This is a genomic window from Micromonospora palomenae, from assembly GCF_007829925.1.
In the GTDB taxonomy this organism is placed as follows: Bacteria; Actinomycetota; Actinomycetes; order Mycobacteriales; family Micromonosporaceae; genus Micromonospora; species Micromonospora purpureochromogenes.
The window spans coordinates 651352-678033 of the sequence record NZ_VIXA01000002.1; the positions used below are offsets into that span (position 1 = coordinate 651352).

Below are 26682 nucleotides of genomic sequence, written 5' to 3' on the forward strand. Positions count from 1 at the left end.
AGAAGGTTGTCGCGGCCCGCGGACATTTCCGGGGTGCCGCGGAGCCCGGCTGACGTCTCACAGGACCCGGGTGACCTGCTCCGCGACGATGTGGGAATCCCGCCGGGCCCGGTCGAGGTTGGCGCAGATCACCACCGACGCGCCGGCGGCCAGCGGGGCGAGCAGCCACTTCAGCGGCTGCTCGTGCTCGGTCGCGTCGACCAGCAGCCGGTCACCGACCCGCAGGTCGAGCTGCTCCGCCACGGCCCGGGCGACGCTCCCCCACTCGCCGTAGCTGGTGCCGTCCGGGCTCGCCGGGTCCGAGGCGTGGATCGTGGCGGCGGCCGGCAGGGCGTCGGTGTGCCGGAGCACCTCGGCGGACCAGTCGAGCCAGCCCAGGGGCACGTCGGTCAGCGGGCCGGGCCGGGTGCCGACGAGGTAGCGGTGCGTCCCGTCGGGTACGTCCTCCAGCCAGTCGTCGAGGCGTTCCGGGGTCACGAACACCGCGTCGTACGGCCGGTCGCCGCCCGGTTCGAGCACCGGCAGCCCGGCGGTGGCCCGCGGCCGGTACGACACCGCCAGCCCGGCCGACCAGGCGCCGAGCAGCACCGCGGCGGTACGCCAGTGCGGCGGCAGCAGCACCGCGACGCGGCTGCCGGGGCCCAGCCCGCAGCCGTCGCGCAGCAGCCCGGCGCAGCGCGCCGCCCAGCCGCCGAGCTGGTGCGCGGTCAGCGCGGTCCGTTCGCCGGTCGCCCCGTCCAGGTACGTCAGCAGCGGCGGGCCGGCCTCGTCCACCGCGGCTCGCCCCCACACGACCGGGTCCTGGACGGTGTCCATCGGGCGTCCTCCTCCTGATGACGACGCCTCACCCTACCGATCGAGCGGGACCCAGCGAGAACGTCGACGGCACCGGCCACCGTGCCGGGCCGGGCCGACTACACTCGCGGCCACATCCGCTCTGGAACGGGGCAGTCGAATGGGCGAACTGTTGTCGACAGTCGTGCAGATCGTCAGCTCGTATTTCACCAGGATGCTGGACCGGCGGGCGGTGTCCCGGGACGCGAAGGTCGCCGCCGAACTGATGGCCGTCGTCCTGGCCCTCCAGGAGGTGTGCCTCACCGGGCACCGGATCCTCGCCCTCGCCGGCACGATCGTCTCGGCCGCCGCGCGACCCGACGACGTGACGGAGTTCGCCGCCGCGCTCCGCCGGCAGTCCGCCCTGGTGGACCAGCTCAGAAGCCGGATCGAGACCGCGCGACCCCTGCTCGCCACCGTCGAGGTGGAGTTCGCCCTCAGCGTGGCGCCGTTCCTCGACGCGAAGTCGGGGCTGCTGACCCGCTGGCAGCAGCAGGCGGCCATGAGTCGGTTCTCCACCACCACGCTGCTCTTCCTGCCTGCCGAGAGCGTCACCCGGGCCGTGGCGGCGAGCCGGCCCCACCCCGACGCCACCTCGCTCGACCTGGACCGGACGGATTTCGTGCTGGTGGTGGCCGACGAGGTGCGCGGCGTGCGCCGCCGGGAGGTGCGGGACATCCGCACCGCCACCGACGCCGAGCGCGACCCGGTGCTGCGGGACATCGAACAGGCCCGGGCCAGGCTGGAGACAGCGACGCAGCTCTGCGCCGGGTTGCTCACGGCGACTCGGGAGACCGTTGGGCCGGAGGCGTTCGCCGAGTTGCGGCGGAACCTGGCGGGTCGGGAGCTTCGCCGCTGAGCGTGCCCGACCGGCGCAGCTCGGGGTCCCGGGGATAGCCGCCGTACCGGGCCAGCGCGTACGAACCGAGGCCGGTGGCCAGGAGGCTGAGCGAGGTCATGCCGAGTTCCCTGCTGAGTTCCTCCGCGTTGAACATGAGTCGTTGGAACAGCCCGGTGCCCCGTGCCTGGTCGGTGAGTCGGATCTCGTCGAGCGACGCGCGCCGCTCCGGGAAGGAGAACCGCAGTCCGAGCAGGGCGTGCAGGGTGCCGGCCGGCGCGAGCCGCAGGTCGACGGCGCAGCCGCCGTCGGGGTAGAGCGAGACCTCGAACCGCGCGTCCGGCAGACCCGCCGACATCAGCTCGCGGAACCGGCGCGGCGGGATCGGCACCCAGCGCCGCCACGACGCGATGAACTCCTCGTCCGCCCGGGCCACCGTCATCACCGGCTCCAGCGCCGTCAGATCGGCGATGGTCATGGCGTCGATCTCGGCCCGGAGATCCCGCGCCGGGGGTGGCGCCGGCTGGAGCAGTCGTACCCCGCCGGCCTCCGCCACCAGCCCGTCCCACTCCCGGTCGGGTCGGAACCGCCCGAGGCAGAAGTCGTCGCCCAGTTTGGCGGCGAGGTGCTGCCACCAGGCCGCCGCGCGTACCGGCCGCAGCCCGAAGCGCATGGCGCCCACGATGAAGCAGCGGTGCAGCACGAGGGTGGCACTGACGGCATCCACGTCGACCATCGGCCCGTCCATGGCGCGCGCCGCGCCGACGGCGTCGCGTTCCATCTCCGTGTACGCGACGAGCGGCGGCGCGTTCGCGATCCGCACCGGGATGACGCTGTCGAGCTGGGCGGCGGGATCGACCGGAGCAAACACCACGTCGTCGTTCAGGACGATCAGCGGCCGCAGCTCCTCGTCCTGCCGCACCACCAGCTCCAGGGCCGGATCTCCGCGCGGGGAGAAGATCTGCCGGGCCCGGAGGACGGAGTCGGGGTGCAGCCGTACGGTGTCGGCAATGGCCGGCACGGCGACCTGCAGCTCGGGTCCGTCCGCCCGGACCTGGAGCGCCGGCAGGGTACGCAGTGCGCTGACGAGTTCACCGCTGTCCATGCGCAACTGTATCGGGACATCGGTGGATGAGGATGTCCCTCAGGGCGCGGGCAGCTCCGGGCCACCCTCGAGCAACGGCGCGAGCAGGTCGCCCTGTTTCTCCACCCGCTTGAGCACCTCGGTCGCCGTGTACGGCTTCGTCGCCGGCCGCTTCCCGGCCGCCCCGGCCTCGACCTCGTCCCAGGTCAGCGGCGTCGACGCCGACGGCACCGACTGGGCGCGCAGCGAGTACGGCGCCACCGTCGTCTTCGCCGCGTTGTTCTGGCTCCAGTCGATGAAGACCTTCCCCGGCCGCAGGTTCTTCGCCATCTTCGACACGATCAGCTTCGGGTGCGCCCGTTCCAACTCCTGGGCGATCCGCCGCGCGTACGCCGACACGTCGTCGGCGTCCTGCGTGCCGGCGATCGGGCAGCAGAGCTGCATGCCCTTTTTCCCCGACGTCTTCGGGTACGCGTCGATGCCGTCGTCGGCCAGCCGGTCACGCATCAGCAGCGCCACCTGGCAGCACTGGCGTAGTGCCGCCGGCGCGCCCGGGTCCAGGTCGACCACCATCATGTCCGGGTGCTCGCCGACCTTCCACTGCGGCGTGTGCAGCTCCAGCGCGGCGAGGTTGGCCAGCCAGACCAGGGTGGGCAGGTCGTCGGCGACCACGTAGTCGATGGTCTCCCGTCCCTTGCTCGACCCCGGGGCGGGCAGCGTCTCGGTGCGTACCCACTCGGGGGTCGCGGCCGGCGCGTTCTTCTCGAAGAACGAGCCGCCGGTGACCCCGTTGGGGAAGCGGATCCGGGTCAGCGCTCGGTCGGCCAGGTGCGGCAGCAGCACCGGGGCGATCCGGGTGTAGTAGTCGATCACCTCGCCCTTGGTGAACCCGGCCTCGGGATAGAGGACCTTGTCCAGGTTGGACAGGTCCAGGGTCCGACCCTCGACCTCCACCCGGAACCGCTCAGCCGGCATCTTCGACCTCCTCCGGTGGCTTGTCCGGCCGCAGCCGCAGCACCCGGGGGAACCGGAGCCGCCCGTCGGGCGTGCGCTGGCCGTACTTGACCTCCACCACGACCCGGGGTGTTACCCAGATCGCGCCCCGGGCATCCTCGCGGGGCACGTCACCGGAGAACGGCGACTCCACCCCGCGCAGCGGCTCCAGCTCGCGCAGCAGCTCCCGCTCCAGCGCCGCGCCGATCCCGCCGCCGACCCGGCCCCGGTAGATGAGCCGCCCGTCCGGCCGGGGCACCCCCACCAGCAGCCCGCCGATCTTCCGCGCGCCGGGCCGCCAGCCGCCGACCACGAAGTCGCCGGTCACCTCCAGCTTGACCTTCACCCAGTCGGGCGAGCGCACGCCGGCCCGGTAGACCGCGTCGACCCGCTTGGCCATCACCCCCTCCAGCCCGTGCTCGCCGGCCGCCTCGTAGGTGGCCGCGCCGTCGGCGAAGAACGGGGGCACCGCCCACCGGGCCGCGCCGAGCCCGAGCGCCTCCAGGGCCGCCCGCCGCTCCCGGTAGGAGCGTCCGGTCAGGTCCTCGCCGCGCAGCCGGAGCAGGTCGAAGATCATGTACGTCACCGGGGCCGCCGCCGCGAGCCGGGCCGCCTTCGCCGGGTCCCGGACGTGCATCCGCTCGGCCAGCGCGGTGAACGAGGGCTGCCCGGTCTGGTTGAGCAGCACCACCTCGCCGTCGAGCAGCGCGTCGTCGACCTGCTCGGCCAGGGTGATCAGCTCGGGGTACGCGGCGGTGATCTCCACGCCGCTGCGGGCGTACATGTGCTGCCGGCCGCCGGCGATGTCGGCCAGCGCCCGGACGCCGTCCCACTTGAACTCGTACGCCCAGCCGTCATCCACCGGGAGCGGCCCGGTCATCGCGAGCATCGGCTTCAGCGGCGCGCCGGGCACCTTTCGATGGTAGTTGCGCAGCGAAGAGCGTGCGCCCCGTTCGATCGTTTGCGATCCTGGGCAGAACCGGGGAGAGGAGCGCGGCATGCGGGCGATCTGGAAGGGGGCCGTGTCCTTCGGGCTGGTGTCGATCGGCGTGAAGCTCTACTCGGCCACCGAGGAGAAGGACATCCGCTTCCACCAGGTGCACCGGGCCGACGGCGGCCGGATCCGCTACAAGCGCACCTGCCAGGTCTGCGGCGAGGAGGTCACCTACGACGACATCGCCAAGGGCTACGACCTCGGCGGCGGCGAAATGGTGATTCTGACCGACGAGGACTTCGCGGAACTGCCGCTGACCAGCTCCCGCGCGATCGACGTGCTCGAGTTCGTCCCCGCCGAGCAGGTCGACCCGATCCTCTACAACAAGGCGTACTTCCTGGAGCCGGAGGGTTCGGCGACCAAGCCGTACGTGCTGCTGCGGGACGCGCTCGCCGACTCGGAGCGGGTGGCGATCGTCAAGGTGGCGCTGCGCCAGCGCGAACAGTTGGCCACCCTGCGGGTCCGCGAGGGCGTGCTGCTGCTCAACACGATGCTCTGGCCGGACGAGGTGCGTACCCCCGACTTCGGCTTCCTGGACGAGGACCTCAAGGTCCGTCCCCCGGAGCTGGCGATGGCCAGCTCACTGATCGACTCGATGGCCGGCACGTTCGAGCCGGACGCCTTCACCGACGACTACCGGGCGGCGTTGCAGGAGGTCATCGACGCCAAGGTCGAGGGCCGGGAGGTGGTGCAGCCGGAGGAGGAAGAGGCCGCGCCGGCCGCCGCGGTGGACCTGATGGCCGCGCTGAAGGCCTCCGTCGAGCGGGCCCGGGCGGCCCGGGGTGAGGAGCCGGCCCGGGGCGCGGGCGAGCCGACGCCGATCTCCGCGGCCCGCTCCGCGAAGAAGGCCGCCAAGGCACCGGCGAAGAAGGCGGCGGAGAAGAAGGCCGCCGCCAAGAAGGCGGAGCCGGCGAAGAAGGCCGCCGCCAAGAAGACCGCCGAGAAGAAGGCCGCCAAGGCACCGGCGAAGAAGGCCGCCGCGAAGAAGGCCGCACCCCGCAAGACCGCCTGAGCGCCCGGGCGGGGTCTCCGTCGTCGTACGCCGGAGACCCCGCCGACGGGTCAGCCGCGGCCGAGCTTCTGGGTGGGGGTGATCCGGACGATCACCCGCTGCTCGCCCGGCTGCCGGAACGGGTAGGTGTCCTGCCCGAGGTACTTCTTCGCCATCCGGTCGATGTGCTCGTCGGCGCCCTCGGTGATCAGCTCGGCGGCGCCCTTCACCCAGAGGGTGCGGAAGTCGTCGGCCTTGTCCACCACCGAGACCGCCACCATCGGGTTGCGCTCGATGTTGATGGACTTCTGCCGCCCCAGGGCGGTGTTGAAAAGGATGTGCTCGCCGTCGGTGTCCACCCACACCGGGGTGACGTGCGGGGTGCCGTCGGCCTCGACGGTGGCCACGTGGGCCAGCTGGGGCTCGGCGAGCAGGGCCAGGTCTTCGTCGGTGAGGATCGCCATGGTCAAGAACCTACCGCCGGAAGCCCTCCGGCACCGGGACGAACCGGGATGACGGGGGAGGTGCGGGACGGCGGGTGGGAGAGCGGGCGGGCGACGGGACACGGGCGGCATCGATCCAGGTACCGTGTGCGCTGGCCGCGGGTCGTCGGGCCGGTCCACCCACACCAGCAGGGAGTCGAGGACGTGAGCGAGCGTACGCAGAACCGGTCGGCGGGCCAGGGCCCGGAGACGAAGGCGCAGCGGCGGCTGGCCGCCCAGCTCGCGGCGCAGAAGGCCGCCGAGGCGAAGAAGCGCCGGCAGGCCTGGCTGGGGGCGCTCGCCGGCCTCGCGGTGATCGCGGTGATCGTCGGGGTGTTCGTGGTGACCCGGGGCGGTGACGACGACTCCGCGAAGCCGGCCGCGTCGCCCGCCGGCTGCCCGGGCGGCTTCCCGACCCTGCCCGAGGGTGCCGACCGGGCGCTCTGCACCAAGCCGCCGGCCGGCAAGGGCGAGGGCGAACTCAGCGGCCTGAAGGCCACCCCGCTGATCCGGGGCACCGGCGCCGCCGCCCAGAGCGGCCAGCAGATCACCGTGAACTACGTCGGGGTGTCGTACCGGACCGGCGAGGAGTTCGACGCCTCCTGGAAGCGCTCGGAGCCGTTCTCCTTCATGCTCGGCCAGGGCAACGTGATCCCGGGCTGGGACCAGGGCCTGCAGGGGCAGACCGTCGGCAGCCGGGTGCAGCTCGACATCCCCGCCGACCTCGCGTACGGCGACAAGCCGCAGCGCCCGGGCGCGCCGTCCGGCCCGCTGCGCTTCGTCGTCGACGTGCTGGCGGTGCAGTAGCCCACAGAGGTCTTCCCGGCCGTCACCTACGCGCAGTAGGTTCGGGGTCACCGTGGGCGGTCCGTACCGCGTCACGGTGACCCCTCACCATCGTGGAGGTGCGCGTGCCGGCGCTGGACGATCCCGGGCGGACCGCTCGGCTCATGTGGACGCACGTCGAACCCGTCCACGCGGTCACCTACTTCCATCCGCGCGCCCGCGCCGCGTACGAGGCGGTCGGGCTGCGCGGCTACTGGCGGGGCTACTTCGCCGGCCGGGCAGCGCCGTTCGGGCCCACCGAGGCGGCGCCGGTGATCGCCGCGTTCTTCACCTTCGCCCCGCCGATGGTGAGCCGGGCGCTGCCGGCGGTCTGGCGGTTGGCCACGCCGCAGGAGGCGCTGCGGGCCCGGCTGACCGGCGCCGTGCAGGCCCTCGCCGAGCTGACCTACGAGCTGCCCGAGGCGCACCTGGTCGAGGCCGCCGACCTGCTGGAGGAGGCGGCCGCGGCGGTGGAGCCCGCCGGCCGGGTGCTCGGCGCGGCCAACGCCGCCCTGCCGCGCGGTGAATACCCGCTGGCCCGGCTCTGGCAGGCCGCCACCACGCTGCGCGAACACCGGGGCGACGGGCACATCGCCGCCCTGGTCGCCGCCGACCTCGATCCGGTGGAGACGCTGGCCTGGCGGGTCGCGGTGGACCAACCTCTGCAGAACCTGCTCGGCCGGGGCTGGTCCGAGGAGCAGTGGCAGGCGGCGCGGGGCCGGCTGGCCGAGCGCGGCTGGCTCGGCCCGGACGGCGAGCCGACCGACGTCGGGCGGGCCCGGTTCCAGGCCGTCGAGGACGCCACCGACCTGGCCGCCGCCCGCCCCTGGCGCACCCTCGGGGCGGACCGCACCGACCGCCTGCGCGAACTGCTCGAACCGATGGCCCGCGCCTGCCACACGGTGATCCCGGAGAACAGCCCGATCGGCCTGCCCGCCCTGCAGAGCTGACGCCCCCGCCCCGGCCCCGGTCGGGGAGGATGGGCGGGTGACGGTGGATGCGGTGGTGTTCGACCTCGATGGCGTGATCGTGGACTCCGAGCCGGTCTGGGAGGAGGTCCGGCGGGCGTACGTGGCCGCGCACGGCGGCACCTGGCAGCCGGACACCCAGCACCGGCTGATGGGGATGAGCACCGGCGAGTGGGCCGACTACCTCAGCGGCGAGCTGGGCGTCGACCGCGACGCCGGGCAGGTCGCCACCGAGGTGGTCGAGGAGATGACCCGGCGGTACGCGCGGCACGTACCCCTGATCGACGACGCTGACCGGGTCGTGCGCGGGGTGGCCGAGCGGTGGCCGCTGGGGCTGGCCAGCTCGTCACCGACCCGGCTGATCGCCGCGGCGCTGGCCGCCATGGACCTGACCGACGCCTTCCGGGTGACGCTCTCCACCGAGGAGACCGCGCGGGGCAAGCCCGCGCCGGACGTCTACCTGGCCGTCGCCGACCGGCTCGGCGTCGACCCGGCCCGCTGCGTCGCGGTGGAGGACTCCTCCAACGGGGTACGCTCCGCGGCCGCCGCCGGCATGCGGGTGGTGGCGATCCCGCACGGGTCGTATCCGCTGGACCCGGACGCGGAGGCTCTCGCCGCCGTGGTGCTGTCGTCGGTGCACGACCTCACTCCGGATCTGGTGGACGGGCTCGGCTGACCCGCCCAGCCGGTCGGCCTCAGATCCGGCGGCTGCGGCTGGACCGGGGCAGGAACGGGGTGTCGCGGCGGTCGCCGGCCGGGACCGGGCCCGGTTCGCGAGTCGCCTCCGCCGGTGCCGCACACCCGGCGTCGGTCGGACCGGCCCCGCCACAGAGCGTCACGGGTGGCGTCGACGCCACCTCTGGTACGTCCCGCATGACCCCTCCTCCGCCGGCTACCCGGTGATACGGACGGCGGGCCCGACGGGATCGGCGAAGATGGGGACGCGACTGTCGGAGGGAGACGGGGATGAAGGCGATCGTCTACGAGGAGACCGGCGACCCCTCGGTGCTGAAGCTGGTGGACCGGCCGGTGCCGGAACCCGGGCGCGGCGAGGTGCTGGTCCGGATGGCCGTCTCCGGGGTGAACCCGACCGACTGGAAGGCTCGCCGGCAGTGGCCGCTGCCGGCCGGCTGGCAGACCCCCGGCCAGGACGGCGCCGGGGTCATCGAGGCGGTCGGCGAGGGCGTCGACCAGATCCTGATCGGCCAGCGGGTGTGGCTCTGGGAGGCCGCCTGGCAGCGCCCCTGGGGCACCGCCGCCGAGTACACCGTGGTCCCGGTCCGCCACGCGGTGAGCCTCGGCTCGGCCGACTTCGACCTGGGCGCCTGCCTCGGCATCCCGTTCCTCACCGCGCACCGCTGCCTCACCGTCGGGGAGTACATGCCGACCAAGCTGCACGCCGGCGCGCTCAGCGACCACGTGGTGCTGGTGCAGGGCGGCGCGGGCGCGGTGGGCAACGCGGCGATCCAGCTCGCGCGCTGGGCGGACGCCTGCGTGATCACCACCGTGAGCAGCCCGGAGAAGGCGCAGTTCGCGGCGGCGGCCGGCGCGTCGTTCGTGATCAACTACCGGGAACAGGACGTGGTCGAGGAGGTCCGCAAGATCGCCCCCGACGGTGTGCACACGATCGTCGAGGTCTCCGCCGCCCGCAACGCCGCCACCGACGTCCAGCTGCTCCGCTCCGGCGGCGCGGTCTGCGTGTACGCCGACGACGGGGGCGCCGAGGTGACCCTGCCGATCCGGCCGCTCATGGTGCCGAACGCCCGCTGGCAGTTCGTGCTGGTCTACACCGAGCCGGCGGCGGCCAAGGCGCGGGCGGTCGCCGACGTGGCCGCGGCGGTGGCCCAGGGCGGCGTACGGGTGGGCGGGGAGGTCGGCCTGCCCCTGCACCACTATTCGCTGGCCGACACGGCTGCCGCGCACCAGGCGGTGGAGGATTCGGTGGTCGGCAAGGTGCTGATCACCACCAGCGCGCAGTGACGGTCAGTCGGCGCGGGCCTGGGCGACGGAGGCGCGGACCAGCTCGGTCAGCACGTCGAGATCCACGTCGGCGAGCCGCTTGACGTAGAGGCAGCCCTTGCCGGCGGTGTGCCGGCCCAGCCGGGCCGTCAACTGCTCCTTCTCGGGGAATCCCTCGCCGAGGTAGAGGGTGGTGGCCGCCTTGCGCGGCGAGAACCCGACCAGGAACCAGTCCAGCTCGCGACCGCTGGCGTAGCGCAGGTGCCGCTGCCCGAAGCCGACGATGGCGTCCCCCCACATGGTCGGCGGCTCGCCGGTGACCTGCCGCATCAGGTCGCGGACGGCGATGGCGTCGCGGCGGCGGGTCTCGTCCGGCACGGCGGCGAGGAAGTCGTCCACGCTGGCGGTGGTCGGGGCGGTCTTCAGGGTTGCCATGACGTCTCCGGTACTCGACGGCGGGCCGGCCCGGGGGCGGCCGGTTCAGCCCGATCGTACGAGCCGCCGCCGACACCGAGCCCCGTGAGCTGCGCGGATTTCCTCGTCAGCGGGACAGAAGCGAACATGTTTCGCAAGAATGACTATTGCGGGTCGCCCCGCAAAAAGCGGGCGGCCCCGGCGCGGTGCGAACGCCGGGGCCGCCCCTGGGGAGGGATGCTTCTTCAGGAGTTGCGCCCCTGCCCCTAACGGCGACGAGCCGCCGGAAAACGTTACGGCCCGGTCAGTTCCCGTACCTCCAGCCCGCCGTCGGCGTAGCGGGACCGGACCACCTTCTTGTCGAACTTGCCGACGCTCGTCTTCGGCACCGCGTCGATGAACGCCCACCGCTCCGGCAGCTGCCAGTGCGCCACCGACTTCGCCAGGAACGCCCGCAGCTCCTCCGCGGTCACCGAGGCGCCCTCGCGGATCACCACGGTGGCCAGCGGACGCTCGTCCCACCGCTGATCGGGCACCCCCACCACGCAGGCCTCCTGCACGTCGGGGTGGGCCATCAGGGCGTTCTCGAGCTCCACCGAGGAGATCCACTCCCCGCCCGACTTGATCACGTCCTTGGCCCGGTCGGTGAGGGTGATGTAGCCGTCCGGCGAGAGGGTGCCCACGTCACCGGTACGCAGCCAGCCGTCGCGGAACTTCTCCTCGTCCGGGGTGTCGTCGCCGACGTACCGGGCGGTCACCCACGGGCCCCTGACCTCCAGCTCGCCGACGGACGTCCCGTCGGCGGGCAGCGGCTCGCCCAGCGGGCCGAGGATCCGCGCCGCCACCCCGGCCGGCACCCGGCCCTGCGTGTAGCGGTAGCGCCAGGCCTCGTCGCCGGTGGCGCCGGCCGGCGGCCGGGACACCGAGCCCAGCGGGGACATCTCGGTCATCCCCCAGGCGTGGATGACCTCGATGCCGTGCCGCTCGGCGAACGCGTGCATCAGCGCGGGCGGGCAGGCCGAACCGCCGACGATCACCTCCGTCAGCGAGGAGGTGTCCACGTCGTGACTGTCCAGGTAGGACAGCAGGTCGTTCCAGATGGTCGGCACCGCGCCGGCCAGGGTGGGCCGCTCAGCGGCGATCATCTCGGCGATCGGCGCGGCCTGGAGGAACCGGTCCGGCATGATCAGCGACGCGCCGGAGAGGAAGGCCGCGTACGGCAGGCCCCACGACATCGCGTGGAACATCGGCACGATGGCCAGCTCCCGGTCGACCGGACCGAGGCCGAAGCCCTCCGGCATGCAGACCTGCAACGAGTGCAGGTAGATCGAGCGGTGCGAGTAGGCCACGCCCTTGGGGTTGCCGGTGGTGCCGGAGGTGTAGCAGAGGGCGGCGGCGTCCCGCTCGTCCACCTCGGGCCACTGGTAGCTGTCGGGACGGCCGGCCAGCAGCTCGTCCCAGTGGTGCACGGTGATCCGGTCGCCGGCCGCCGCGACCAGCGGGGCGGGGTCGCCGCCGCCGACCACCACCACGTGCCGCACGGTGGTCATCTCGCCGAGCACCCGGGCCAGCAGTGGGATCAGCGTCGAGTCGACCAGCACCACCCGGTCCTCGGCGTGGTTGGCGATGTAGGCGACCTGGTCCGGGAAGAGCCGGATGTTCAGGGTGTGCAGCACCGCGCCCATGCTGGGCACGGCGAAGTACGCCACCAGGTGCTCGTTGTTGTTCCACATGAAGGTGGCGACCCGTTCGTCGCCGGTCACCCCGCACTCGTCGCGCAGGGCATGGGCCAGCCGGGCGGCGGCGCGGCCGACCTCGGCGTACGACATCCGGCGGGGCTCGGCGCCGGTCCACGTGACGACCTCGGCCGTGCCGTGCACGGTGGAGCCGTGTTCGAGGATCCGGGAGACCTGGAGGGGGGCGTCCATCATCGTGCTACGCATGGGTAACAAGCTAGTGTCGCCGGTCACAGGTTGGGAACCCCCGGAACGCCGGAGGCACCGCCGGGAAGCTGCGTAAATTGTCCGGGTGAGCATCTCGTGGGCGGACTCGTACGTGGGGCAGCTGCGCGCCCTGGCCGGTGACCGGACGCTGATGTTCGTCGGAGCCCGGGCCGTGGTCCGCGACAACGCGGGCCGGGTGCTGCTGATCCAGCGCTCCGACAACGGCCACTGGGCCCTGCCGGCCGGCGCGATGGAGCTGGGCGAGTCGATCGCCGACTGCGCGGTACGCGAGGTCCGTGAGGAGACCGGGCTGCGCGCGCTGCGGGTCAGCGCGTTCGCCCTCTACACCGGGCCGGACCGCACCCACACCAACATGTACGGCCACACCTACCAGATCTTCACCACCGCGTTCCGGGTCGAGGACTGGGACGGCGACCTGGCCCGGGTCACCGACGAGACGAACGACGCCGGCTTCTTCCCCCGCGACGCGTTCCCCTCGCCGCTGTCGGCCTCGGTGCCGGAGACCCTCGCCGACCTCGACGTCTTCGAGCAGACCAACCGGCTCATCCTCAAGTAGTCCCCACCACGGCCGGCTCGGGTCGGGTCGGCGCGGCCGCCTCGGCCCGCGCGCCGGTGCGTTCGGCGCCGATGCCGGCGGCCACCACGAAGGCGATCCCGACCACCGCCCCGACGCCCGGCACCTGGTGCAGCGCGACCAGGCCGATGACCAGCGCGATCGCCGGCTCCAGGCTCATCAGCGTGCCGAAGGCGGCGGTGGTGAGCCGGCGCAGGGCGAGCAGTTCCAGCACGAACGGCACCACCGGCAGCAGCACCGCCAGCCCCAGCCCGGCCAGCAGCACCGGCCAGGTGAGGTCGCCGAGGACACCCGGCCCGACCACCACGGTGGCGACCACCGCGGCCACCGGCATCGACACCGCCAGGCCGCGGATGCCGGAGACCTCGTCGCCGACCCGCTGGGTGAGCAGGATGTACGCCGCCCAGCAGGCGCCCGCCGCCAGCGCGAAGCCGACACCCACCAGATCCACCCCGCCGCGCCACGGCTCGGTGAGCAGCAGCACCCCTACCGCGGCGAGCGCCGGCCAGAGCTTCGTCCCGCCCCGACCCCGCGCCACCGCCACCCCGAGCGGGCCGAGGAACTCCAGCGCGCTCGCCGTGCCCAGCGGCAGGCGGGCCACCGCGGCCATGAACAGGATGGTCACCCCGGCGGTCACCACGCCGAGCGCGACACAGGCCAGCAGGGTGCGCCGGGTGAAGCCGGACGGGCGGGGGCGGATCAGGACGACCAGCAGCAGGCCGGCCCAGGCCAGCCGCAGCCAGGCCGCCCCGTCCGGCCCCACCTCGTCGAAGAGGGCGACCGAGGCGGCCAGGCCGAGCTGGACGAAGAACATCGACGCGACGGCCATCGCCGCGCCGGTACGGGTGGGAGCCATGCCCCCAGTAGAGCCGCTACCTACCGTTCACGTCCACGTGTCTTTGCTGGACGATCCGTTCGGCAATGATGAACAATCGTGGCGTGGACCTGCGCCGCCTACGACTGCTGCGTGAGCTGGCCCGGCTCGGCTCGATGCGCGAGGTCGCCGACGAGCTGGGCGTCACCACGTCCACCGTGTCGCAGCAGCTCGCCGCGCTCTCCCGCGAGGTCGGCGCGACGCTGATCGAGCCGCAGGGCCGCCGGGTGCGGCTCACCCCCGCCGGCCGCCGGCTGGCCGAGCACGCGGTGACCATCCTCGACGCCGTCGAGGTGGCCCGGCTCGACCTCGACCCGCGCGCCGAGCCGGTCGGCACCGTCCGGGTCGCCGGCTTCGCGACCGCCGTCCGCCGCTCGCTGCTCCCGGTCACCGCCGACCTCGCGGCGCGCCACCCGCAGGTCCGGCTGCGCATCCACGAACACGAACCGGCCGAGGCGTTCGCGCTGCTGGCGACCGACGACGTCGACCTTGCCCTGACGTACGACTACAACCTCGCGCCGGCGCCCGTCGACCGCACGCTGGAAGCGATCCCGCTCTGGTCCGCGCCGTGGAGCCTCGGCGTGCCGGCCGACGACGTCCCCGACGTCCCGGACAACGCCGCAGCCGTCTTCGACCGCTTCCGGGACCGCGGCTGGATCGTCAACTCCCGCTACACCGCCGACGAGGTGGTCGTCCGGACCATCGCCTCGATGGCGGACTTCGAACCCCGGATCGAGCACCGCGCGGACAGCCTGGAACTCGTCCAGGACCTGATCGTCGCCGGGCTCGGGGTCGGGCTGCTCCCCGCCGACCAACCGACCGCTCCCGGCGTACGCCTGCTCCCGCTCACCGGCCCGGAGGCCCGGCTGCGCTCGTACGCCGTCACCCGCCGGGGCCGCGCCGCCTGGCCGCCGCTGGCTCTGATCCTCGACCTGCTCGCGGCCGTACCTGCATAGCCGCCGGCGTCAGAGCATGGTCTGGGACTTGGCCTCCATGTCGGCGGCGGCCTCCTCCTTCGACTCCTTGGTGATCGGCTTGCCACCGGCGGCGGGCGCCTTGCCGCCCAGCGGGTCGGCGCCACCGGTCGCGCCCTGCGGGCCGGTCCCGCGCAGCTGGTCGTCCGGCAGGGCCAGGGTGACCAGCACCGCCAGGATGGCGATCAGGCCGGCGGTCAGGAAGACCATGTCCAGCGAGTCGACGAAGGCGGCCTGGATGGCGGCCCGCACCGGCCCCGGCAGGGCCAGGATGGTCGCCGGGTCGTTGATCGAGATGTCGGCCCCACCGCTGGCCGCGACGGCGGCGCGCTGCTCCGGGGGGAGCTGGGCGATCGCGGCCGGCAGCCGGTCGGCGAGCTGCGCGGTCAGCCGGGAGGAGAGCACCGCGCCGAGGATCGCCACCCCGAACGAGCCGCCCAGCGACCGGAAGAACGTCGCCGAGGAGGTGCCCGCGCCCAGGTCACGGACGTCGACCGCGTTCTGCACCGCGAGGATCAGCGACTGCATGCACAGGCCCAGCCCGACGCCGATCACCACCATGAAACCGAACGCCACCCAGAGCGAGGTCTCCACCTCCAGCTGGGTGAAGAGCAGCATGCCGGCCAGCAGCACCACCGAGCCGACCACCGGGAACCACTTGTACCGGCCGATCCGGCTCATCGCCCGGCCGGTGAGGACCGAGGTGACGATGATGCCGGCCATCATCGGCAGCATCAGCAGACCGCTGCGGGTCGGCGAGGCGCCCTTGACGATCTGAAGGTAGAGCGGGATGAAGATGATCGACCCGAACATCACCAGACCGAGCACGAAGCCCGCCGAGTTGGCCAGCGCGAAGGTGGCGCTGCGGAACAGCCGCAGCGGCAGGATCGGCTCGGCGACCCGGGCCTCCTGCACCACGAAGAGCACGCCGAGGACCGCCCCGGCGACGAAGAGCCCGATGATCACCCCGGAGTCCCAGGCGTACTCGTTGCCGCCCCAGCTCAGCGCCAGCAGTAGGGCGCTCACCCCGGCCACCAGCAGCCCGGCGCCGAGCCAGTCGATTGCGTGCTCCCGCCGTTCGAACGGGATCAGCCGCATGACGTGGTAGCAGACCACGATCGCCAGGATCGCCAGCGGCACGTTGATGTAGAAGATCCATCGCCAGTTCGTCTCGGCGAAGTACCCGCCGACCAGCGGCCCGGCCACCGACGACAGGCCGAAGACCGCGCCGAAAAGCCCCTGGTAGCGGCCCCGGTCCCGGGGCGAGACGACGTCCGAGATGATGGTGAACGCCAGCGTCATCAGGCCGCCCGCGCCGATGCCCTGGATGCCCCGGGTGACGATCAGCTGGGTCATGTTCTGCGACAGGCCGGCCAGCAGCGAGCCGAGCAGGAACGTGCCGATCGAGAAGAGGAAGACCGGTCGGCGGCCGTACAGGTCGGCCATCTTGCCGTACAGCGGGGTGGAGGCCGTGGAGGCGAGCAGGTACGCGGTCACCACCCACGAGTAGTGGTTGATGCCGCCCAGCTCGCCGACGATGGTGGGCAGCGCCGTACCGACGATGGTCTGGTCGAGCGCGGCCAGCAGCATCCCGGTCATCAGGCCGAACATGAGCAGGCGAATCTGGCGGGCGTGGAGCACCGGGCCGCCCTCGGCTTCCGTGGTCATCCCGCCTTCTATCCCGGACCGTGCGGAACATGCGCCCCGGGCGGGAAAACCCTTCGACAGCCCGGCTGACGCTCGGCCACCATCCGCCCGTGAGACTGCTCCGCCGGCTGGCCCTGGACCTCACGCCGCTGCGTACCTCGCGGGACTTCCGGCTGGTCTTCGCGGCGGCGGGGGTGTCCGGCTTCGGGTCGTTCATCACCTACGTGACGCTGCCGTACCAGGTGTACCAGCTCACCGGTGATCCGCTGCTGGTCGGCCTGCTCGGCGTCTGCGAGCTCGTACCCCTGCTCCTGATGGCCTTCGTCGGCGGCGCGCTCGCCGACTACCTGGACCGGCGGCGGCTGGTGCTCGGCGGCGAGATCGGCTTCACGCTGCTTTGCGGGGTCCTGCTGGTCAACTCGCTGTCGGCGTCACCGCACCTGTGGCTGCTCTACGTGGTGGCGGCGGCGACCGCGGCGCTGGACGGGGTGCAGCGCCCGGCCATGGAGGGGCTCACCCCCCGGATCGTCGCCCCCGACCAGATCCCGGCGGCAGGCGCGCTGAACTCGCTGCGGATGGACGTGGCCCAGCTCGGCGGCCCGGCCGTCGCCGGCGTGCTGATCGCCTCCGTGGACCTGGCCTGGGTGTACGCCATCGACCTGGCCACCTTCGCGTTCTCGCTGGCCTGCCTGACGCTGGTCCGGGCGGTCCCGCCCCCACCGGCCGCCGACCGGCCGTCGCTGCGCTCGGTGGTCACCGGCCTGCGGTACGCCCGCAGCCGCCCCGAACTGCTCGGCACCTACCTGGTCGACATCAACGCGATGTTCTTCGGCATGCCACAGGCGCTCTACCCGTTCATGGCCGAGAAGCTGGGCGGGCCGGCGGTGCTCGGGCTGCTCTACGCCGCACCGGCGGCCGGCTCGCTGCTCGCCACGGTCAGCTCCGGCTGGGTGAAGCACGTGCACCGGCACGGGCTGATGGTGGTGCTGGCGGCCGGAGCCTGGGGACTGGCCGTAGTCGGCTTCGGGCTGTCCGGCTGGCTCTGGCTGGCGCTGCTGTTCCTGGTGCTGGCCGGCGCGGCGGACATGGTCTCCGGGCTGTTCCGGATGACCATCTGGAACCAGACGATCCCCGACCACCTGCGCGGCCGGCTCGCCGGCATCGAGATGCTGTCGTACTCCACCGGCCCGCTGCTCGGTCAGCTCCGCTCCGGCCTGGTCGCCCGCACGCCGCTGGGCGTGACCGGCTCGATCGTCTCCGGCGGCGTCCTCTGCGTCCTCGGCACCATCGCCCTGGCCGCCGCCCTCCCCGCCTTCCTCCGCTACGACGGCCGCGACGGCCTCGCCCGCAAACAGGCCGAAGACGCCGCCTGGTCCGCCACCGCCCCCACCCGCGTCACCCCCGACCCGGCCCCCGACCCGGCCCGTTGATCATGAAGTTGTTGTCCCGACACGCCGGGCCGGCCGACAACAACTTCATGATCAACGCGAGGGGTGGGGGCCGAATGCTCGGAACGTGGGGCGCGGGTGGTGGGGATGTTTGGTCCGGGGCCCTCGGGGGAGTCGGGAAGGCATGGCAGGAGCAGCAGCGGAACAGCGCCGGCTCGCCACCGTCGTGGAGAGCTGGCTCGGGCGCCCGGTCCTGGTCGTCGGGGACGCCATGCTGGACGAGTGGCGGTTCGCCGAGTCCGACCGGCTCTGCCGCGAGGCGCCCGCCCCCGTCCTCACCCTGCGCCGGCGCATCTCCGCCGCCGGCGGCGCCGCCAACACGGCGGTCAACATCGCCACCCTCGGCGGCCGGGCGCTGCTGGTCGCCCCGGTCGGCGCCGACGTGGCCGGCGACGAACTGCACGACTGCCTGGACCGGGCCGGGGTCTGGGACCGTACGGTCGGCCAGCCGCACCGGCCGACGCCGGTGAAGCGGCGGATGCTCGCCGGCAATCAGATCCTGCTCCGGGAGGACTCCGGCGACCCGGAGGACGCGCTCGACGACGACGGGGTGCGGGACCTGCTCACCGCGCTGGACTGCGCGACCGAGGAGCTGAAGGCGGCCGCCGGTGGCGCCACGCCCACCCTGGTCGTCTGCGACTACGGCCTGGGCGCGCTGCCCGCGCCGGTGCGCGCCTGGCTGGTCGCCAACCGCGAGCGCTACACCACCGTCGCGCTGGACGCACACGACCTGGCCGACTGGCGGGGCCTCGCCCCGACCGTGGTGACCCCGAGCTTCGCCGAGGCGACCCGGCTGCTGGCCCGCGCCGCCGCCGGCTTCGGCGCCGCGCCGCGTCCCGCCGGACGGACCGCCGCCGGCCCGGACCTGCACCTGGACCACCCGCCGGTCGACCCGGCCGACGGCCCGTCCGAGCTGAGCGTCGGCGCGGCCCCGGGCGGCGCCGGCGTACGCCTCTCCGCCACCGGCGACCGGTCCGGTGTGGTCGGCACCGGGCCGACCGGGGAGCCCACGCCCGGCGAGGACCGGGTGGCGATGACCGTCGACGGGCTGAGCGTCACCGGCACTGGTGTCACCCTGAACACCGCCGCCGGCGACGGCGTCGACCGGGCGGTGCTGGCCGAGTCGCGGCTGGAGGAACTGCGCGAGCACACCGGCGCGGACGTGGTGGCGGTGACCCTGGACACCGAGGGGGCGGTGGTCGGCGGGGCCGACGGCGAGCCCCGGCGCAGCCACAGCACACCTGTCCCGGCCAGCCATGCGGTCGGCGCCGGGGACGCGTACCTGGCAGCGATGACGCTGGCCCTGGCGGCCGACGCCCCGCTGCCGACCGCGGCCCAGCTGGCCCAGCTCGCCGCGACCATCACCGTGTCGGACACCGGCACCTGCGTCTGCCGGCGGGAGGACCTGCTCGCCGCGCTGGGCACCACTTCGGACGGTACGGCCCACCCGACGCTGGTCGGCACGGCCGAGCTGGCCGCGATCGTCGGCGACCACCGGCGCGCCGGCCGCTCGATCGTCTTCACCAACGGCTGCTTCGACGTGCTGCACCCCGGGCACGTGCGCTACCTGGAGCAGGCCCGCGCGCTGGGCGACCTGCTGGTGGTGGCGGTCAATTCCGACGGCAGCGTCCGCCGGCTCAAGGGCCCGGACCGGCCGGTCAACCCGGTGGAGGACCGGATCGCCCTGCTCGCCGCGCTGTCCTGCGTGGACCACGTGGTGGTCTTCGAGGAGGACTCGCCGGCCGCGCTGATCGAGACCGTCCGGCCCGACGTGTACGTCAAGGGCGGCGACTACCCGCCGGAGATGGTGCCGGAGGCGCCGCTGGTCCGCCGGCTCGGCGGTCAGGTCCGCACCCTCGGGTACGTGCCGGACCGCTCCACCTCGGCGATCATCGAGCGGATCCGCGCCCAGGCGACCCCGGCGCCGCAGCCGCCGCAGTCGACCAGGTCGCCGCAGTCCACCCGGTCGCAGTCGACCCGGTCGCCGCAGTCCGGCGCCCCGCAGCGGACGGGCAGGTCGGCGTGAACCGACCGCTCGACCTCGGCAACGCCGAGGAGTTCCGCCGGCCCCGGCAGCTCGACGTGCTGATCCCGACCCGCAACCGTCCCGCCGAACTGGCGGTCACCCTCTCCGGCCTGGCCGCCCAGGAGGGCGTACCCGGGTTCGGGGTGGTGGTCAGCGACCAGTCCGACGGCGAGCCCGCGTACACGCACCCGGCGGCGGCCACCATGGCCCGGGCACTGCGCCACCGGGGGCACCCGGTGCTGCTGACCCGCCGGCTGCCCCGGCGCGGGCTGGCCGAACACCGGGCGTACCTGCTGGGACAGTCGGCGGCGCGGTACGTGCTCTGTCTCGACGACGACGTGTGGCTGGAGCCGGGCACCCTGCACCGGCTGGTCAGCGCGATCGGCGAACTGGGCTGCGGCTTCGTCGGCAACGCGGTGCACGGCTTGTCGTACGCCGACGACGTGCGCCCGGAAACCCACGCCCACTACGAGGAGTGGGACGGCCCCGTCGTGCCCGAGCGGATCCGGCCGGACACCCCGCAGTGGCAGCGGGCGTCGATCCACCCGGCGGCGAACCTGCTGCACGTGACGCGCAAGCTGGACCTGCCTTCGGGCGCGTGGCGGGCGTACAAGGTCTCCTGGATCGGCGGTTGCGTGCTCTACGACCGGGCGGCGCTGGTCGACTCCGGGGGCTTCGACTTCTGGCGGCGGGTGCACGAGCGCCACCAGGGCGAGGACGTCGCCGCGCAGCTCGCCGTGATGGCGCGCCACGGCGGCGCCGGCGTGCTGCCCAGCGGGGCGTACCACCTGGAGTCGCCGACCACGGTCACCGAGCGTGAGGTGGAGGCCTGGGAGGTCGTGCTCGCCGACTCGGACACCCCGCAACCGGCCTGAGCCGGGCCGTCGGGGCAGGTCAGCGCGGCGCGCCCGGTTCCGGGCGGAGCAGCTCGGCAGCCGCCTCCAGCACCTCCACCACCGGCACGTCGGTGACGAACGAGTCCCGGTGCGGGCACTCGCCGTCGCCCGGCCGGTGCGGGTAGATCCCCGGGGTGCAGTCCACGCCGCAGACCGGGCAGTGCGTGGTCCAGGAGGCGATCGGCCGGTGCCGGGCGCGCAGCGGCGTCGCCCCGTTGATCAGGTTGCCCAGCCAGTAGATGCCGACCGTGGAGGTGCCGACCGCTCCGGCCAGGTGCAGCGGGCCGGTGTCGTTGGAGACGACCAGCTCACACCCCGCGTACGCGGCGGCCAGGCCGCCGAGGCTGAGCGTGCCGACCTGCGGGCGGACCGGCACGCCGGCCGCCACGACCACCGCGTCGACCAGTTCCCGCTCGGCGGGGGTGCCGGTGACCAGCACCTCGTACCCGTCGCCGTGCAGCGCCCGGGCGACCTCGCCGAAGCGCCCGGCGGGCCAGCGCCGGCGGGTGTCGGTGGCCCCCGGGTGCAGCGCCACCCGGGGCCGGTCCGGCTCGCCGAGCACCGTCAGCGCCTCGGCGCGGTCCGCGTCGGTGACCGCCAGCGCGGGGATGACGGTGGTGGCCGGCGCGCCGACCAGAGCGACCACCTCCAGGTAGCGGATCACCTCGTGCTGGTAGTAGACGTACCGGATCCACCGGTCCAGCGGCGGCGCGTCCTCGGCGCGCAGCCCGGCGGTGACCCGGGCGCCGAGCCGGCTCATCAGCGGGTTCGAGTTCGCCCCGCCGCCGTGCACCTGCACCGCCAGGTCGATGCCCTCCTTCGCGGTCCGCTCCAGGAAGTCGTCCATGGAGGCGGGCGGCTCGTCCGGCCCGGGGTCGCGGATGCCGGGGGCCGGCGGGACGACCAGCACCCGGTCCACCGGGCCGGGCCGGTCGCGCCAGAGCTTCGCGTGCCACGGCGCGCCGAGCAGCACGATCTCCGCCTCCGGGTACGCGGCCCGCAGCGACTCCAGCGCGGGCAGCGTGAAGATGAAGTCGCCGAGCGCGTTGGCGCGCAGCACGGCGATGCGCCGCACGTCGGGCACGCGCTCGCCGACCGGGCCGAGCAGGGACGCGGTGGCCACCCGAACGCTACGGCCGGTCGAGCTCGTCGACGGTGGTGTCCGGGTGGTGCATCTCCCGGTCCGCCGCCGGATCGGCGAGGGTGCCCGTACCGCCGGCGGCCGGACCGCCGCGATGGCCGGCGCGGCCGACGGTGATGGTGCGCGGCGCGGCCCGCTTCGCCCGGGGCAGGCGGACCCGCAGCAGGCCGTGGTCCATCACCGCGTCGATGGCGTCCGGGTCCACCCGGGACGGCAGGTCGATCCGGTACTCGAAGCCGCGGGTCTCGAAGCCGCCCGGGATGCCGTGGTCGGCGTTGACCTCGGCCTCCGAACGGGCGCGCACGCACAACTCCCGCTCGTCCAGCTCGACGGCGACCTCCTCGGGCGCCACGCCGGGCAGCCGGACCACCACCTCCCAGCCGTCGGCGGTCTCGGTCAGCTCGACGTCCGACGAGCCACCCCGGCCGCCGACCAGCCGGCTCAGCTCCGACCGCAGCGACTGGAGCTCCCCCATCGGGTCCCAGCCCTGCTGCCGACCCCGCCATCCACGGCCGAAACCGCCGGGCTGTTCCGTCATCGCACGTCTCCGATCCGCTGGGTGGCCGCCGGGGGCCGCAGTGAGCTGGGGGCGTCGAGGCCGGCCTCCCGGTCGACTCCGACGCCGAGCCGGTCGACCAGCTCGCCACCGAGCCAGGCGCTGACCCCGAGGATGGCCATACCGACCACCTCGATGGCGATCAGCGCGCCGCCGGCCGCCCGGGAGTCGGCGTTGAGCCGGACCGCCCAGACGGCGGCGAAGAGCAGAATGACCGCCACGTTCGCGGCGGCGTGGGTGAGCGCCACCCGCTTCGCGCGGGTGCCGGTCGGGATGGCGAGCAGGTCGAACGTCCCGGCCGCGGCGGCCAGCAGGCCGCCGACCAGGCCGACCGTGATGTTCCAGTACGCCACCTCGCCGAGGAAGTCGGGGCCGCCGACGGTGTCGACGATGTCGAAGAGCGTGCCGACGACCAGGAGCGCCACCGGGAACATCACCAGCATCGGGTGCACGGGGTGCCCGAGCACCTTCAGACGGCTCTCCATGGTGGGCCTCCACTGCTCGGCTCGGGGGCGCTGTGTGAGCCCGTACCCGCCGCTCCGGTGGGCAAACCTCGCGCTCGCCACGCCCGCCTAGGCTGACGGACGGCGGTCGGCGTCCGGCCGGGCCGCCACCGAAGTCAACGCACGGGGGAGGCGGACGTGACGGTGGAGATCACCTCGCACGACGAGCTGCGCGACCTGCTGGGGGCGGCGATGCCCCGGGCGGTCGCCAAGGAACGCGTCGTGCTGCACGAACGGGACCGGCAGTGGCTGGCCGCCTCGCCGTTCTGCCTGATCGCGACGGCGGGGGCGGACGGCAGCTGCGACGTCTCGCCCAAGGGCGACCCGGCGGGCTTCGTCAAGGTGCTGGACGAGACGACCCTGGCCATCCCGGAACGGCCGGGCAACCGGCGGGCCGACGGCTACCGCAACATCCTGGACAACCCGCACGTCGGCCTGATCTTCCTGATCCCGGGCCGGACCGACACCCTGCGGATCAACGGCCGGGCGCGGCTGCTGCGGGACGCGCCGTACTTCGACGACATGGTGGTCAAGGGGCACCGGCCGATCCTCGCGATCGAGGTCCAGGTCGAGCAGATCTTCTACCACTGTTCCAAGGCGTTCCTCCGCTCGGAGCTGTGGAAGCCGGAGACCTGGCAGCCCGACGTGCTGCCGACCCGGGCCCGACTGATCAAGGAGGTCGAGAACACCACGGAGAGCCTCGCCGACCTGGAACGCCGCTACGGCCCGGAATACCTCAACTCGTTGTACGCGGGGTAGGGGCGGCCGGCCGCCATCGGCGTCGCCGCCCGGAGGAGCAGTGCCTCCTGCGGGCCTTTCGAGCTGATGTCGTGAACGGATCAGCGCCCGCGGCGACTGTCGGGCCGGCGCGACGGCGGTTGCTCGGATCAGCGGGGCGGCAGGCCGATGCGGAACCGTCGCTGACCGTCGGTCAGCTCCGGCCAGTCGTCGGGCTCGTCCGAGGCGATGCGTTCCGGGTCGGGCACCCGCAGCTGCACCCGCACCGCGCGGATGAACTCGTGCAGCGACGTGCTGAGCCTCGTCTCCGGCGGCACCCCGCCGAACTCCGCCGCCCGGGTGTCCTCGTGGCCCTCGGCGACGCGGAGCACCGCCCAGGAATGGCGTACCACCATCCGGGCGGCGCGCTGGACCCGCTCGTCGCCGACCAGGCGGATCTGCTCCAGCAGGGCCAGCAGCCGCTGCCGTTCCTCCTCCGTACGGTCGTGCTCGGCGACGGGATCCGGCGCGCCTGTCATCCGGGCGACCAGGTGGCGGAAGACCCGGACCGTGGACGCGAACTCGACGCTCAACTCGTAGAGCGGGGCGTCCCAGCGGGTCGCCAGCTCGCGCTTCTCCTTGCGCCGCTCGACCAGCAGGGACGGGACGAGGCCGATCAGCGCGCCGACGGCGAGAGTGAGGATCGTTGCGCCCAGAGCCGACCAGTCCACGATGGAAGCCTAGGCGTACGCGTCACCTGTTCGCGTACCCCCGGGGGTGACCCTGCGGCGTCACGCCCGAGCAGGGGCTGGCGCGACGGCCGCTCGCGCCCCGGGAGCGGGCCGTGAGTCCGGCGAGCTGATACTGGGCGGCATGTCTGAGCTGGCACTGCCGATCCGTACCGAGCGACTGCTTCTCCGTCGGTACCGGATCGACGACGTGGATGCCCTGCTCGCGTACTACAGCGACCCGCGCGTCGCCCGCTACATCCCGTGGGAGCCGTGGTCGCGGGAGTTCGCCACCAGGGTGGTCACCAAGCGGCTCACCAGCACAGGGATCACCGGGCCGGAGTCCCGTCTCGCGGTGGTGGCGGAGCACGAGGGCGAGGTCGTCGGCGACGTAATCCTGTGGCCGGCCGACGAGACGCTGTCCCGCGGCGAGATGGGGTGGGCCTTCCACCCGGCGGTCTCCGGCCGCGGGTTCGCCACGGAAGCGGTCCGCGCGGTCATCGACGTGGCCTTCGCGCACTGCGGCATGCACCGGGTCATCGCTCACGTCGATGCCCGCAACGAGGCGTCGGCGCGGTTGTGTGAGCGGGTGGGCATGGTCAAAGAGGCGCACCTGCGCCGGGACCACTGGACGAAGGGCGAGTGGACGGACACCCTGATCTACGGCCTGCTCGCGGAGCAGTGGCAGAGTTGATCGAGGCTGCCTGCGGGCCACGGCCGGCGATCGAGAGCTGATCGGCCCGCGAGCGGCACTGCGCGACCAGCGACCGACTTCGGCGGGATCTTTCCTGCAGTGGCCAACCCCCTCGCTCGATCTCGCCAGGGCGCCTGACCTCTCATTGCCGCGACCGCCGACCACTCCTCACGACCTGCGGCGCGGGGCGCCAGGGGCGTTCGTCTCGGATGCCAGGGCTGGATTGTGGCCGGTGTACGCCATGGCACCAACGTGCCGGCCGCCAGCCATTGCTCACGTCGAAGCTGACCAGTTCCATTCACTCACGACCGTCCCTCACCGACTTGATCAACAAGGTTGGAGATAGCGTGAGAAGCATCGGCCTCGCCGGCACACCGCCGACCAGCAGATCGTGGTACTCCCGGTTGTCCGCATCCGTCGGCACGGCGACGGCCCTCGCCATGCTGGTTGCTCCGTCCGTCGCCTCGGCGAGCACCACCGACAGGGCACAGGCGGCAACCCCAACCACGGTGGCCACCGCCGGCGTACCCGCCGGCTTCGCTCCCACGTCGACCTCGTGGACCGGCCCCGCCGACGGCTGGGTGCTGGGCTTCGCGCCGTGCCGGGCCGGTTCATGCCCGACCCTCGTCAGCACGTCGGACGGCGCGCAGACCTGGCAGCAGCACACCGCCCCACGGGTGTCGTCCACACCTGACCAGACGAAGATCCACTTCGCCAACAAGCTCGACGGGTGGACCACGGACGGCCAGGTTCTCATGGCCACCCACGACGGTGCCGGCACGTGGCGGCGCGTGCGGCTGTCCGGCGCCGTCGGCTCGGTCAGCATTGCCAAGCTCGCTTCGACCGACCGGTACGCCTACGCGATCGTCACCTACGGGGTCGGAAGCACCAAGACCACCCAGCTCTACTCGGCGCCCCTCGGCGAGGACAACTGGCAGCCGGTGGCCGGCGTCGCGGTGCACGGCAGCGGCGGGTGGGACATCGCCACCCACGGTTCGGCCGCCTACGTCGCCCTCGGCGTGATCCACACGTCGCTCCGGATGTGGTCGGCAGCCGACGGCAGTGGCTGGACCGAGGTCGAGCCGGTCTGCTCGGCGCACGACGCGGTACGGCTCAGCAGCACTGAGCCCGATGACGTCGAGGGCATGTGCAGCTTCGGACCGGAGCGCGGCTACATGCACAAGCAGCTGGTCGAGTCGGTAGGCGGCGCGGCTCCCGTCGTGCTGGGGTACGCGCCCACCACGGGGATCACCACCGGGTTCGCGACGACCTCGGCCGGTAGCACGGTCGTGGCCGGCGTCGGTGCGGGCGCGAGCTGGCTGCACGCCAGCTTCGACAACGGCGCCACCTGGGAGACGCCCCTGGCGATCCCCGACGTGCAGCTCCCGATGCTCGACCTGGACTTCCAGGACGCCGCGCACGGTGTGGTGGTCTGGGGTGGACCCGCATGGTCGGGAGCCGCGGTGTACCGCACCACCGACGGCGGTCACACGTGGAGCCAGCTCACGCTCTGACGTCAAGGCGGTCCGGGGTCCGGGGATCGTTTCGGCCCCGGACC

28 protein-coding genes are annotated in these 26682 nt (G+C 73.4%); 14 read left to right on the top strand and 14 right to left on the bottom strand.

Translation table 11 applies throughout. From position 1 onward, the window contains the following. Positions 1 to 57: 57 nt before the first annotated feature. The gene (locus FHX75_RS14035; RefSeq protein ID WP_154940120.1) at positions 58 to 816 is read right to left on the bottom strand and encodes a TIGR03089 family protein; all 759 of its coding nucleotides are present in this window, start codon (positions 814 to 816) and stop codon (positions 58 to 60) included. Between the two features lie 139 nt (positions 817 to 955). On the opposite strand from FHX75_RS14035, the gene FHX75_RS14040 reads away from it, so the two are divergent. After that, complete coding sequence (locus FHX75_RS14040) at positions 956 to 1693, top strand: hypothetical protein (protein WP_154940122.1); 738 nt, start codon at positions 956 to 958, stop codon at positions 1691 to 1693. Here the strand turns inward: FHX75_RS14040 and FHX75_RS14045 are convergent. Genes FHX75_RS14045 through ligD (FHX75_RS14055) form a run of 3 tightly spaced genes read right to left on the bottom strand, consistent with a single transcriptional unit; the run spans position 1611 to position 4662 of the window. Next, positions 1611 to 2777, bottom strand: coding sequence for a hypothetical protein (locus FHX75_RS14045; protein WP_154940124.1), 1167 nt, complete (start codon positions 2775 to 2777; stop codon positions 1611 to 1613). The two genes, FHX75_RS14040 and FHX75_RS14045, sit on opposite strands and share 83 nt — an antisense overlap. Positions 2778 to 2816: 39 nt before the next feature. Further along, positions 2817 to 3731, bottom strand: coding sequence for a non-homologous end-joining DNA ligase (ligD, locus tag FHX75_RS14050; protein ID WP_154940126.1), 915 nt, complete (start codon positions 3729 to 3731; stop codon positions 2817 to 2819). Continuing rightward, positions 3721 to 4662, bottom strand: a complete 942-nt coding sequence (gene ligD, locus FHX75_RS14055; protein ID WP_154940128.1) for a non-homologous end-joining DNA ligase — start codon at positions 4660 to 4662, stop codon at positions 3721 to 3723. Before ligD (FHX75_RS14055) ends, ligD (FHX75_RS14050) begins: the two co-directional genes overlap by 11 nt. A gap of 85 nt (positions 4663 to 4747) precedes the next feature. Here ligD (FHX75_RS14055) and ku point away from each other — a divergent pair, with 85 nt between their 5' ends. Then, positions 4748 to 5755 (top strand): non-homologous end joining protein Ku, encoded by a 1008-nt coding sequence (gene ku, locus FHX75_RS14060; protein WP_154940130.1) that lies wholly within the window; start codon positions 4748 to 4750, stop codon positions 5753 to 5755. Between the two features lie 50 nt (positions 5756 to 5805). Here the strand turns inward: ku and FHX75_RS14065 are convergent, their stop codons facing one another. After that, the gene (locus FHX75_RS14065; protein WP_154940132.1) at positions 5806 to 6198 is read right to left on the bottom strand and encodes a PPOX class F420-dependent oxidoreductase; all 393 of its coding nucleotides are present in this window, start codon (positions 6196 to 6198) and stop codon (positions 5806 to 5808) included. Between the two features lie 183 nt (positions 6199 to 6381). Between FHX75_RS14065 and FHX75_RS14070 the strand changes: the two genes are divergently transcribed. The 3 genes from FHX75_RS14070 to FHX75_RS14080 all read left to right on the top strand — a co-directional run bounded on the left by FHX75_RS14070 (position 6382) and on the right by FHX75_RS14080 (position 8685). Next, complete coding sequence (locus FHX75_RS14070) at positions 6382 to 7023, top strand: FKBP-type peptidyl-prolyl cis-trans isomerase (RefSeq protein WP_246158043.1); 642 nt, start codon at positions 6382 to 6384, stop codon at positions 7021 to 7023. Positions 7024 to 7166: 143 nt separating this feature from the next. Then, positions 7167 to 7991 carry an SCO6745 family protein gene (locus FHX75_RS14075; RefSeq protein WP_154941964.1) on the top strand — a complete coding sequence of 275 codons (825 nt, stop codon included), beginning with the start codon at positions 7167 to 7169 and terminating at the stop codon, positions 7989 to 7991. A 37-nt stretch (positions 7992 to 8028) separates the two neighbouring features. Continuing rightward, positions 8029 to 8685 carry an HAD family hydrolase gene (locus FHX75_RS14080; protein WP_154940136.1) on the top strand — a complete coding sequence of 219 codons (657 nt, stop codon included), beginning with the start codon at positions 8029 to 8031 and terminating at the stop codon, positions 8683 to 8685. A 19-nt stretch (positions 8686 to 8704) separates the two neighbouring features. On the opposite strand, the gene FHX75_RS14085 is transcribed toward FHX75_RS14080, so the two are convergent. Then, the gene (locus tag FHX75_RS14085; RefSeq protein WP_154940138.1) at positions 8705 to 8884 is read right to left on the bottom strand and encodes a hypothetical protein; all 180 of its coding nucleotides are present in this window, start codon (positions 8882 to 8884) and stop codon (positions 8705 to 8707) included. A 91-nt stretch (positions 8885 to 8975) separates the two neighbouring features. On the opposite strand from FHX75_RS14085, the gene FHX75_RS14090 reads away from it, so the two are divergent. Next, a complete protein-coding gene (locus tag FHX75_RS14090) occupies positions 8976 to 9989 on the top strand; it encodes an NADPH:quinone reductase (protein WP_154940140.1) in 1014 nt (337 codons plus the stop codon). Between the two features lie 3 nt (positions 9990 to 9992). On the opposite strand, the gene FHX75_RS14095 is transcribed toward FHX75_RS14090, so the two are convergent. After that, on the bottom strand, positions 9993 to 10403 hold the full coding sequence (locus tag FHX75_RS14095) for a DUF1801 domain-containing protein (RefSeq protein WP_154940142.1): 411 nt from the start codon (positions 10401 to 10403) through the stop codon (positions 9993 to 9995). A 272-nt stretch (positions 10404 to 10675) separates the two neighbouring features. Next, entirely contained in the window at positions 10676 to 12310 is a 1635-nt protein-coding gene (locus tag FHX75_RS14100) for a fatty acid--CoA ligase (RefSeq protein ID WP_211364515.1), read from the bottom strand. A gap of 100 nt (positions 12311 to 12410) precedes the next feature. On the opposite strand from FHX75_RS14100, the gene FHX75_RS14105 reads away from it, so the two are divergent. Next, positions 12411 to 12902, top strand: coding sequence for an NUDIX domain-containing protein (locus FHX75_RS14105; RefSeq protein ID WP_154940146.1), 492 nt, complete (start codon positions 12411 to 12413; stop codon positions 12900 to 12902). Here the strand turns inward: FHX75_RS14105 and FHX75_RS14110 are convergent. Beyond that, positions 12895 to 13776 (bottom strand): EamA family transporter, encoded by an 882-nt coding sequence (locus FHX75_RS14110; RefSeq protein WP_211364461.1) that lies wholly within the window; start codon positions 13774 to 13776, stop codon positions 12895 to 12897. The two genes, FHX75_RS14105 and FHX75_RS14110, sit on opposite strands and share 8 nt — an antisense overlap. Before the next feature lie 83 nt (positions 13777 to 13859). Between FHX75_RS14110 and FHX75_RS14115 the strand changes: the two genes are divergently transcribed. Further along, the gene (locus tag FHX75_RS14115) at positions 13860 to 14750 is read left to right on the top strand and encodes a LysR family transcriptional regulator (protein ID WP_154940148.1); all 891 of its coding nucleotides are present in this window, start codon (positions 13860 to 13862) and stop codon (positions 14748 to 14750) included. A gap of 9 nt (positions 14751 to 14759) precedes the next feature. Here the strand turns inward: FHX75_RS14115 and FHX75_RS14120 are convergent, their stop codons facing one another. Then, on the bottom strand, positions 14760 to 16436 hold the full coding sequence (locus FHX75_RS14120) for an MDR family MFS transporter (RefSeq protein ID WP_154940150.1): 1677 nt from the start codon (positions 16434 to 16436) through the stop codon (positions 14760 to 14762). A gap of 89 nt (positions 16437 to 16525) precedes the next feature. Here FHX75_RS14120 and FHX75_RS14125 point away from each other — a divergent pair, with 89 nt between their 5' ends. From FHX75_RS14125 to FHX75_RS14135, 3 genes are all read left to right on the top strand, one after another. Continuing rightward, the gene (locus FHX75_RS14125; RefSeq protein ID WP_342798728.1) at positions 16526 to 17845 is read left to right on the top strand and encodes an MFS transporter; all 1320 of its coding nucleotides are present in this window, start codon (positions 16526 to 16528) and stop codon (positions 17843 to 17845) included. Between the two features lie 142 nt (positions 17846 to 17987). Continuing rightward, entirely contained in the window at positions 17988 to 19889 is a 1902-nt protein-coding gene (gene rfaE2, locus FHX75_RS14130; RefSeq protein WP_154940154.1) for a D-glycero-beta-D-manno-heptose 1-phosphate adenylyltransferase, read from the top strand. Then, positions 19886 to 20764, top strand: a complete 879-nt coding sequence (locus FHX75_RS14135; RefSeq protein WP_154940156.1) for a glycosyltransferase — start codon at positions 19886 to 19888, stop codon at positions 20762 to 20764. Before rfaE2 ends, FHX75_RS14135 begins: the two co-directional genes overlap by 4 nt. Positions 20765 to 20783: 19 nt before the next feature. Here the strand turns inward: FHX75_RS14135 and FHX75_RS14140 are convergent, their stop codons facing one another. Genes FHX75_RS14140 through FHX75_RS14150 form a run of 3 tightly spaced genes read right to left on the bottom strand, consistent with a single transcriptional unit; the run spans position 20784 to position 22967 of the window. Beyond that, entirely contained in the window at positions 20784 to 21908 is a 1125-nt protein-coding gene (locus FHX75_RS14140; protein ID WP_154940158.1) for a glycosyltransferase family 9 protein, read from the bottom strand. A 7-nt stretch (positions 21909 to 21915) separates the two neighbouring features. Further along, positions 21916 to 22464, bottom strand: coding sequence for an Hsp20/alpha crystallin family protein (locus FHX75_RS14145; protein ID WP_154940160.1), 549 nt, complete (start codon positions 22462 to 22464; stop codon positions 21916 to 21918). Continuing rightward, complete coding sequence (locus tag FHX75_RS14150; protein WP_154940162.1) at positions 22461 to 22967, bottom strand: DUF2231 domain-containing protein; 507 nt, start codon at positions 22965 to 22967, stop codon at positions 22461 to 22463. Before FHX75_RS14150 ends, FHX75_RS14145 begins: the two co-directional genes overlap by 4 nt. A 156-nt stretch (positions 22968 to 23123) precedes the next feature. Here FHX75_RS14150 and FHX75_RS14155 point away from each other — a divergent pair, with 156 nt between their 5' ends. Next, positions 23124 to 23744 (top strand): pyridoxamine 5'-phosphate oxidase family protein, encoded by a 621-nt coding sequence (locus FHX75_RS14155; RefSeq protein WP_154940164.1) that lies wholly within the window; start codon positions 23124 to 23126, stop codon positions 23742 to 23744. A 128-nt stretch (positions 23745 to 23872) separates the two neighbouring features. Here FHX75_RS14155 and FHX75_RS14160 read toward each other — a convergent pair whose 3' ends face one another. Beyond that, positions 23873 to 24433 (bottom strand): hypothetical protein, encoded by a 561-nt coding sequence (locus FHX75_RS14160; protein WP_154940166.1) that lies wholly within the window; start codon positions 24431 to 24433, stop codon positions 23873 to 23875. 142 nt (positions 24434 to 24575) lie between these two features. Here FHX75_RS14160 and FHX75_RS14165 point away from each other — a divergent pair, with 142 nt between their 5' ends. Together FHX75_RS14165 and FHX75_RS14170 are read left to right on the top strand one after the other, a co-directional pair. Continuing rightward, positions 24576 to 25124, top strand: a complete 549-nt coding sequence (locus FHX75_RS14165; RefSeq protein ID WP_154940168.1) for a GNAT family N-acetyltransferase — start codon at positions 24576 to 24578, stop codon at positions 25122 to 25124. Between the two features lie 347 nt (positions 25125 to 25471). Next, positions 25472 to 26638, top strand: a complete 1167-nt coding sequence (locus tag FHX75_RS14170) for a hypothetical protein (RefSeq protein ID WP_154940170.1) — start codon at positions 25472 to 25474, stop codon at positions 26636 to 26638. Positions 26639 to 26682 lie beyond the last annotated feature (44 nt).

Excerpts from the sequence above, each read along its gene's own strand:
- FHX75_RS14035 (WP_154940120.1), bottom strand. The coding sequence starts at position 816 with ATGGACACCGTCCAGGACCCGGTCGTGTGGGGGCGAGCCGCGGTGGAC.
- FHX75_RS14040 (WP_154940122.1), top strand. The coding sequence starts at position 956 with ATGGGCGAACTGTTGTCGACAGTCGTGCAGATCGTCAGCTCGTATTTC.
- FHX75_RS14065 (WP_154940132.1), bottom strand. The coding sequence starts at position 6,198 with ATGGCGATCCTCACCGACGAAGACCTGGCCCTGCTCGCCGAGCCCCAG.
- FHX75_RS14045 (WP_154940124.1), bottom strand. The coding sequence starts at position 2,777 with ATGGACAGCGGTGAACTCGTCAGCGCACTGCGTACCCTGCCGGCGCTC.
- FHX75_RS14090 (WP_154940140.1), top strand. The coding sequence starts at position 8,976 with ATGAAGGCGATCGTCTACGAGGAGACCGGCGACCCCTCGGTGCTGAAG.
- FHX75_RS14145 (WP_154940160.1), bottom strand. The coding sequence starts at position 22,464 with ATGACGGAACAGCCCGGCGGTTTCGGCCGTGGATGGCGGGGTCGGCAG.
- FHX75_RS14095 (WP_154940142.1), bottom strand. The coding sequence starts at position 10,403 with ATGGCAACCCTGAAGACCGCCCCGACCACCGCCAGCGTGGACGACTTC.
- FHX75_RS14165 (WP_154940168.1), top strand. The coding sequence starts at position 24,576 with ATGTCTGAGCTGGCACTGCCGATCCGTACCGAGCGACTGCTTCTCCGT.
- FHX75_RS14085 (WP_154940138.1), bottom strand. The coding sequence starts at position 8,884 with ATGCGGGACGTACCAGAGGTGGCGTCGACGCCACCCGTGACGCTCTGT.
- FHX75_RS14150 (WP_154940162.1), bottom strand. The coding sequence starts at position 22,967 with ATGGAGAGCCGTCTGAAGGTGCTCGGGCACCCCGTGCACCCGATGCTG.
- rfaE2 (WP_154940154.1), top strand. The coding sequence starts at position 17,988 with ATGGCAGGAGCAGCAGCGGAACAGCGCCGGCTCGCCACCGTCGTGGAG.
- ligD (WP_154940126.1), bottom strand. The coding sequence starts at position 3,731 with ATGCCGGCTGAGCGGTTCCGGGTGGAGGTCGAGGGTCGGACCCTGGAC.
- FHX75_RS14100 (WP_211364515.1), bottom strand. The coding sequence starts at position 12,310 with ATGGACGCCCCCCTCCAGGTCTCCCGGATCCTCGAACACGGCTCCACC.
- FHX75_RS14120 (WP_154940150.1), bottom strand. The coding sequence starts at position 16,436 with ATGACCACGGAAGCCGAGGGCGGCCCGGTGCTCCACGCCCGCCAGATT.
- FHX75_RS14110 (WP_211364461.1), bottom strand. The coding sequence starts at position 13,776 with ATGGCTCCCACCCGTACCGGCGCGGCGATGGCCGTCGCGTCGATGTTC.
- FHX75_RS14075 (WP_154941964.1), top strand. The coding sequence starts at position 7,167 with ATGTGGACGCACGTCGAACCCGTCCACGCGGTCACCTACTTCCATCCG.
- ku (WP_154940130.1), top strand. The coding sequence starts at position 4,748 with ATGCGGGCGATCTGGAAGGGGGCCGTGTCCTTCGGGCTGGTGTCGATC.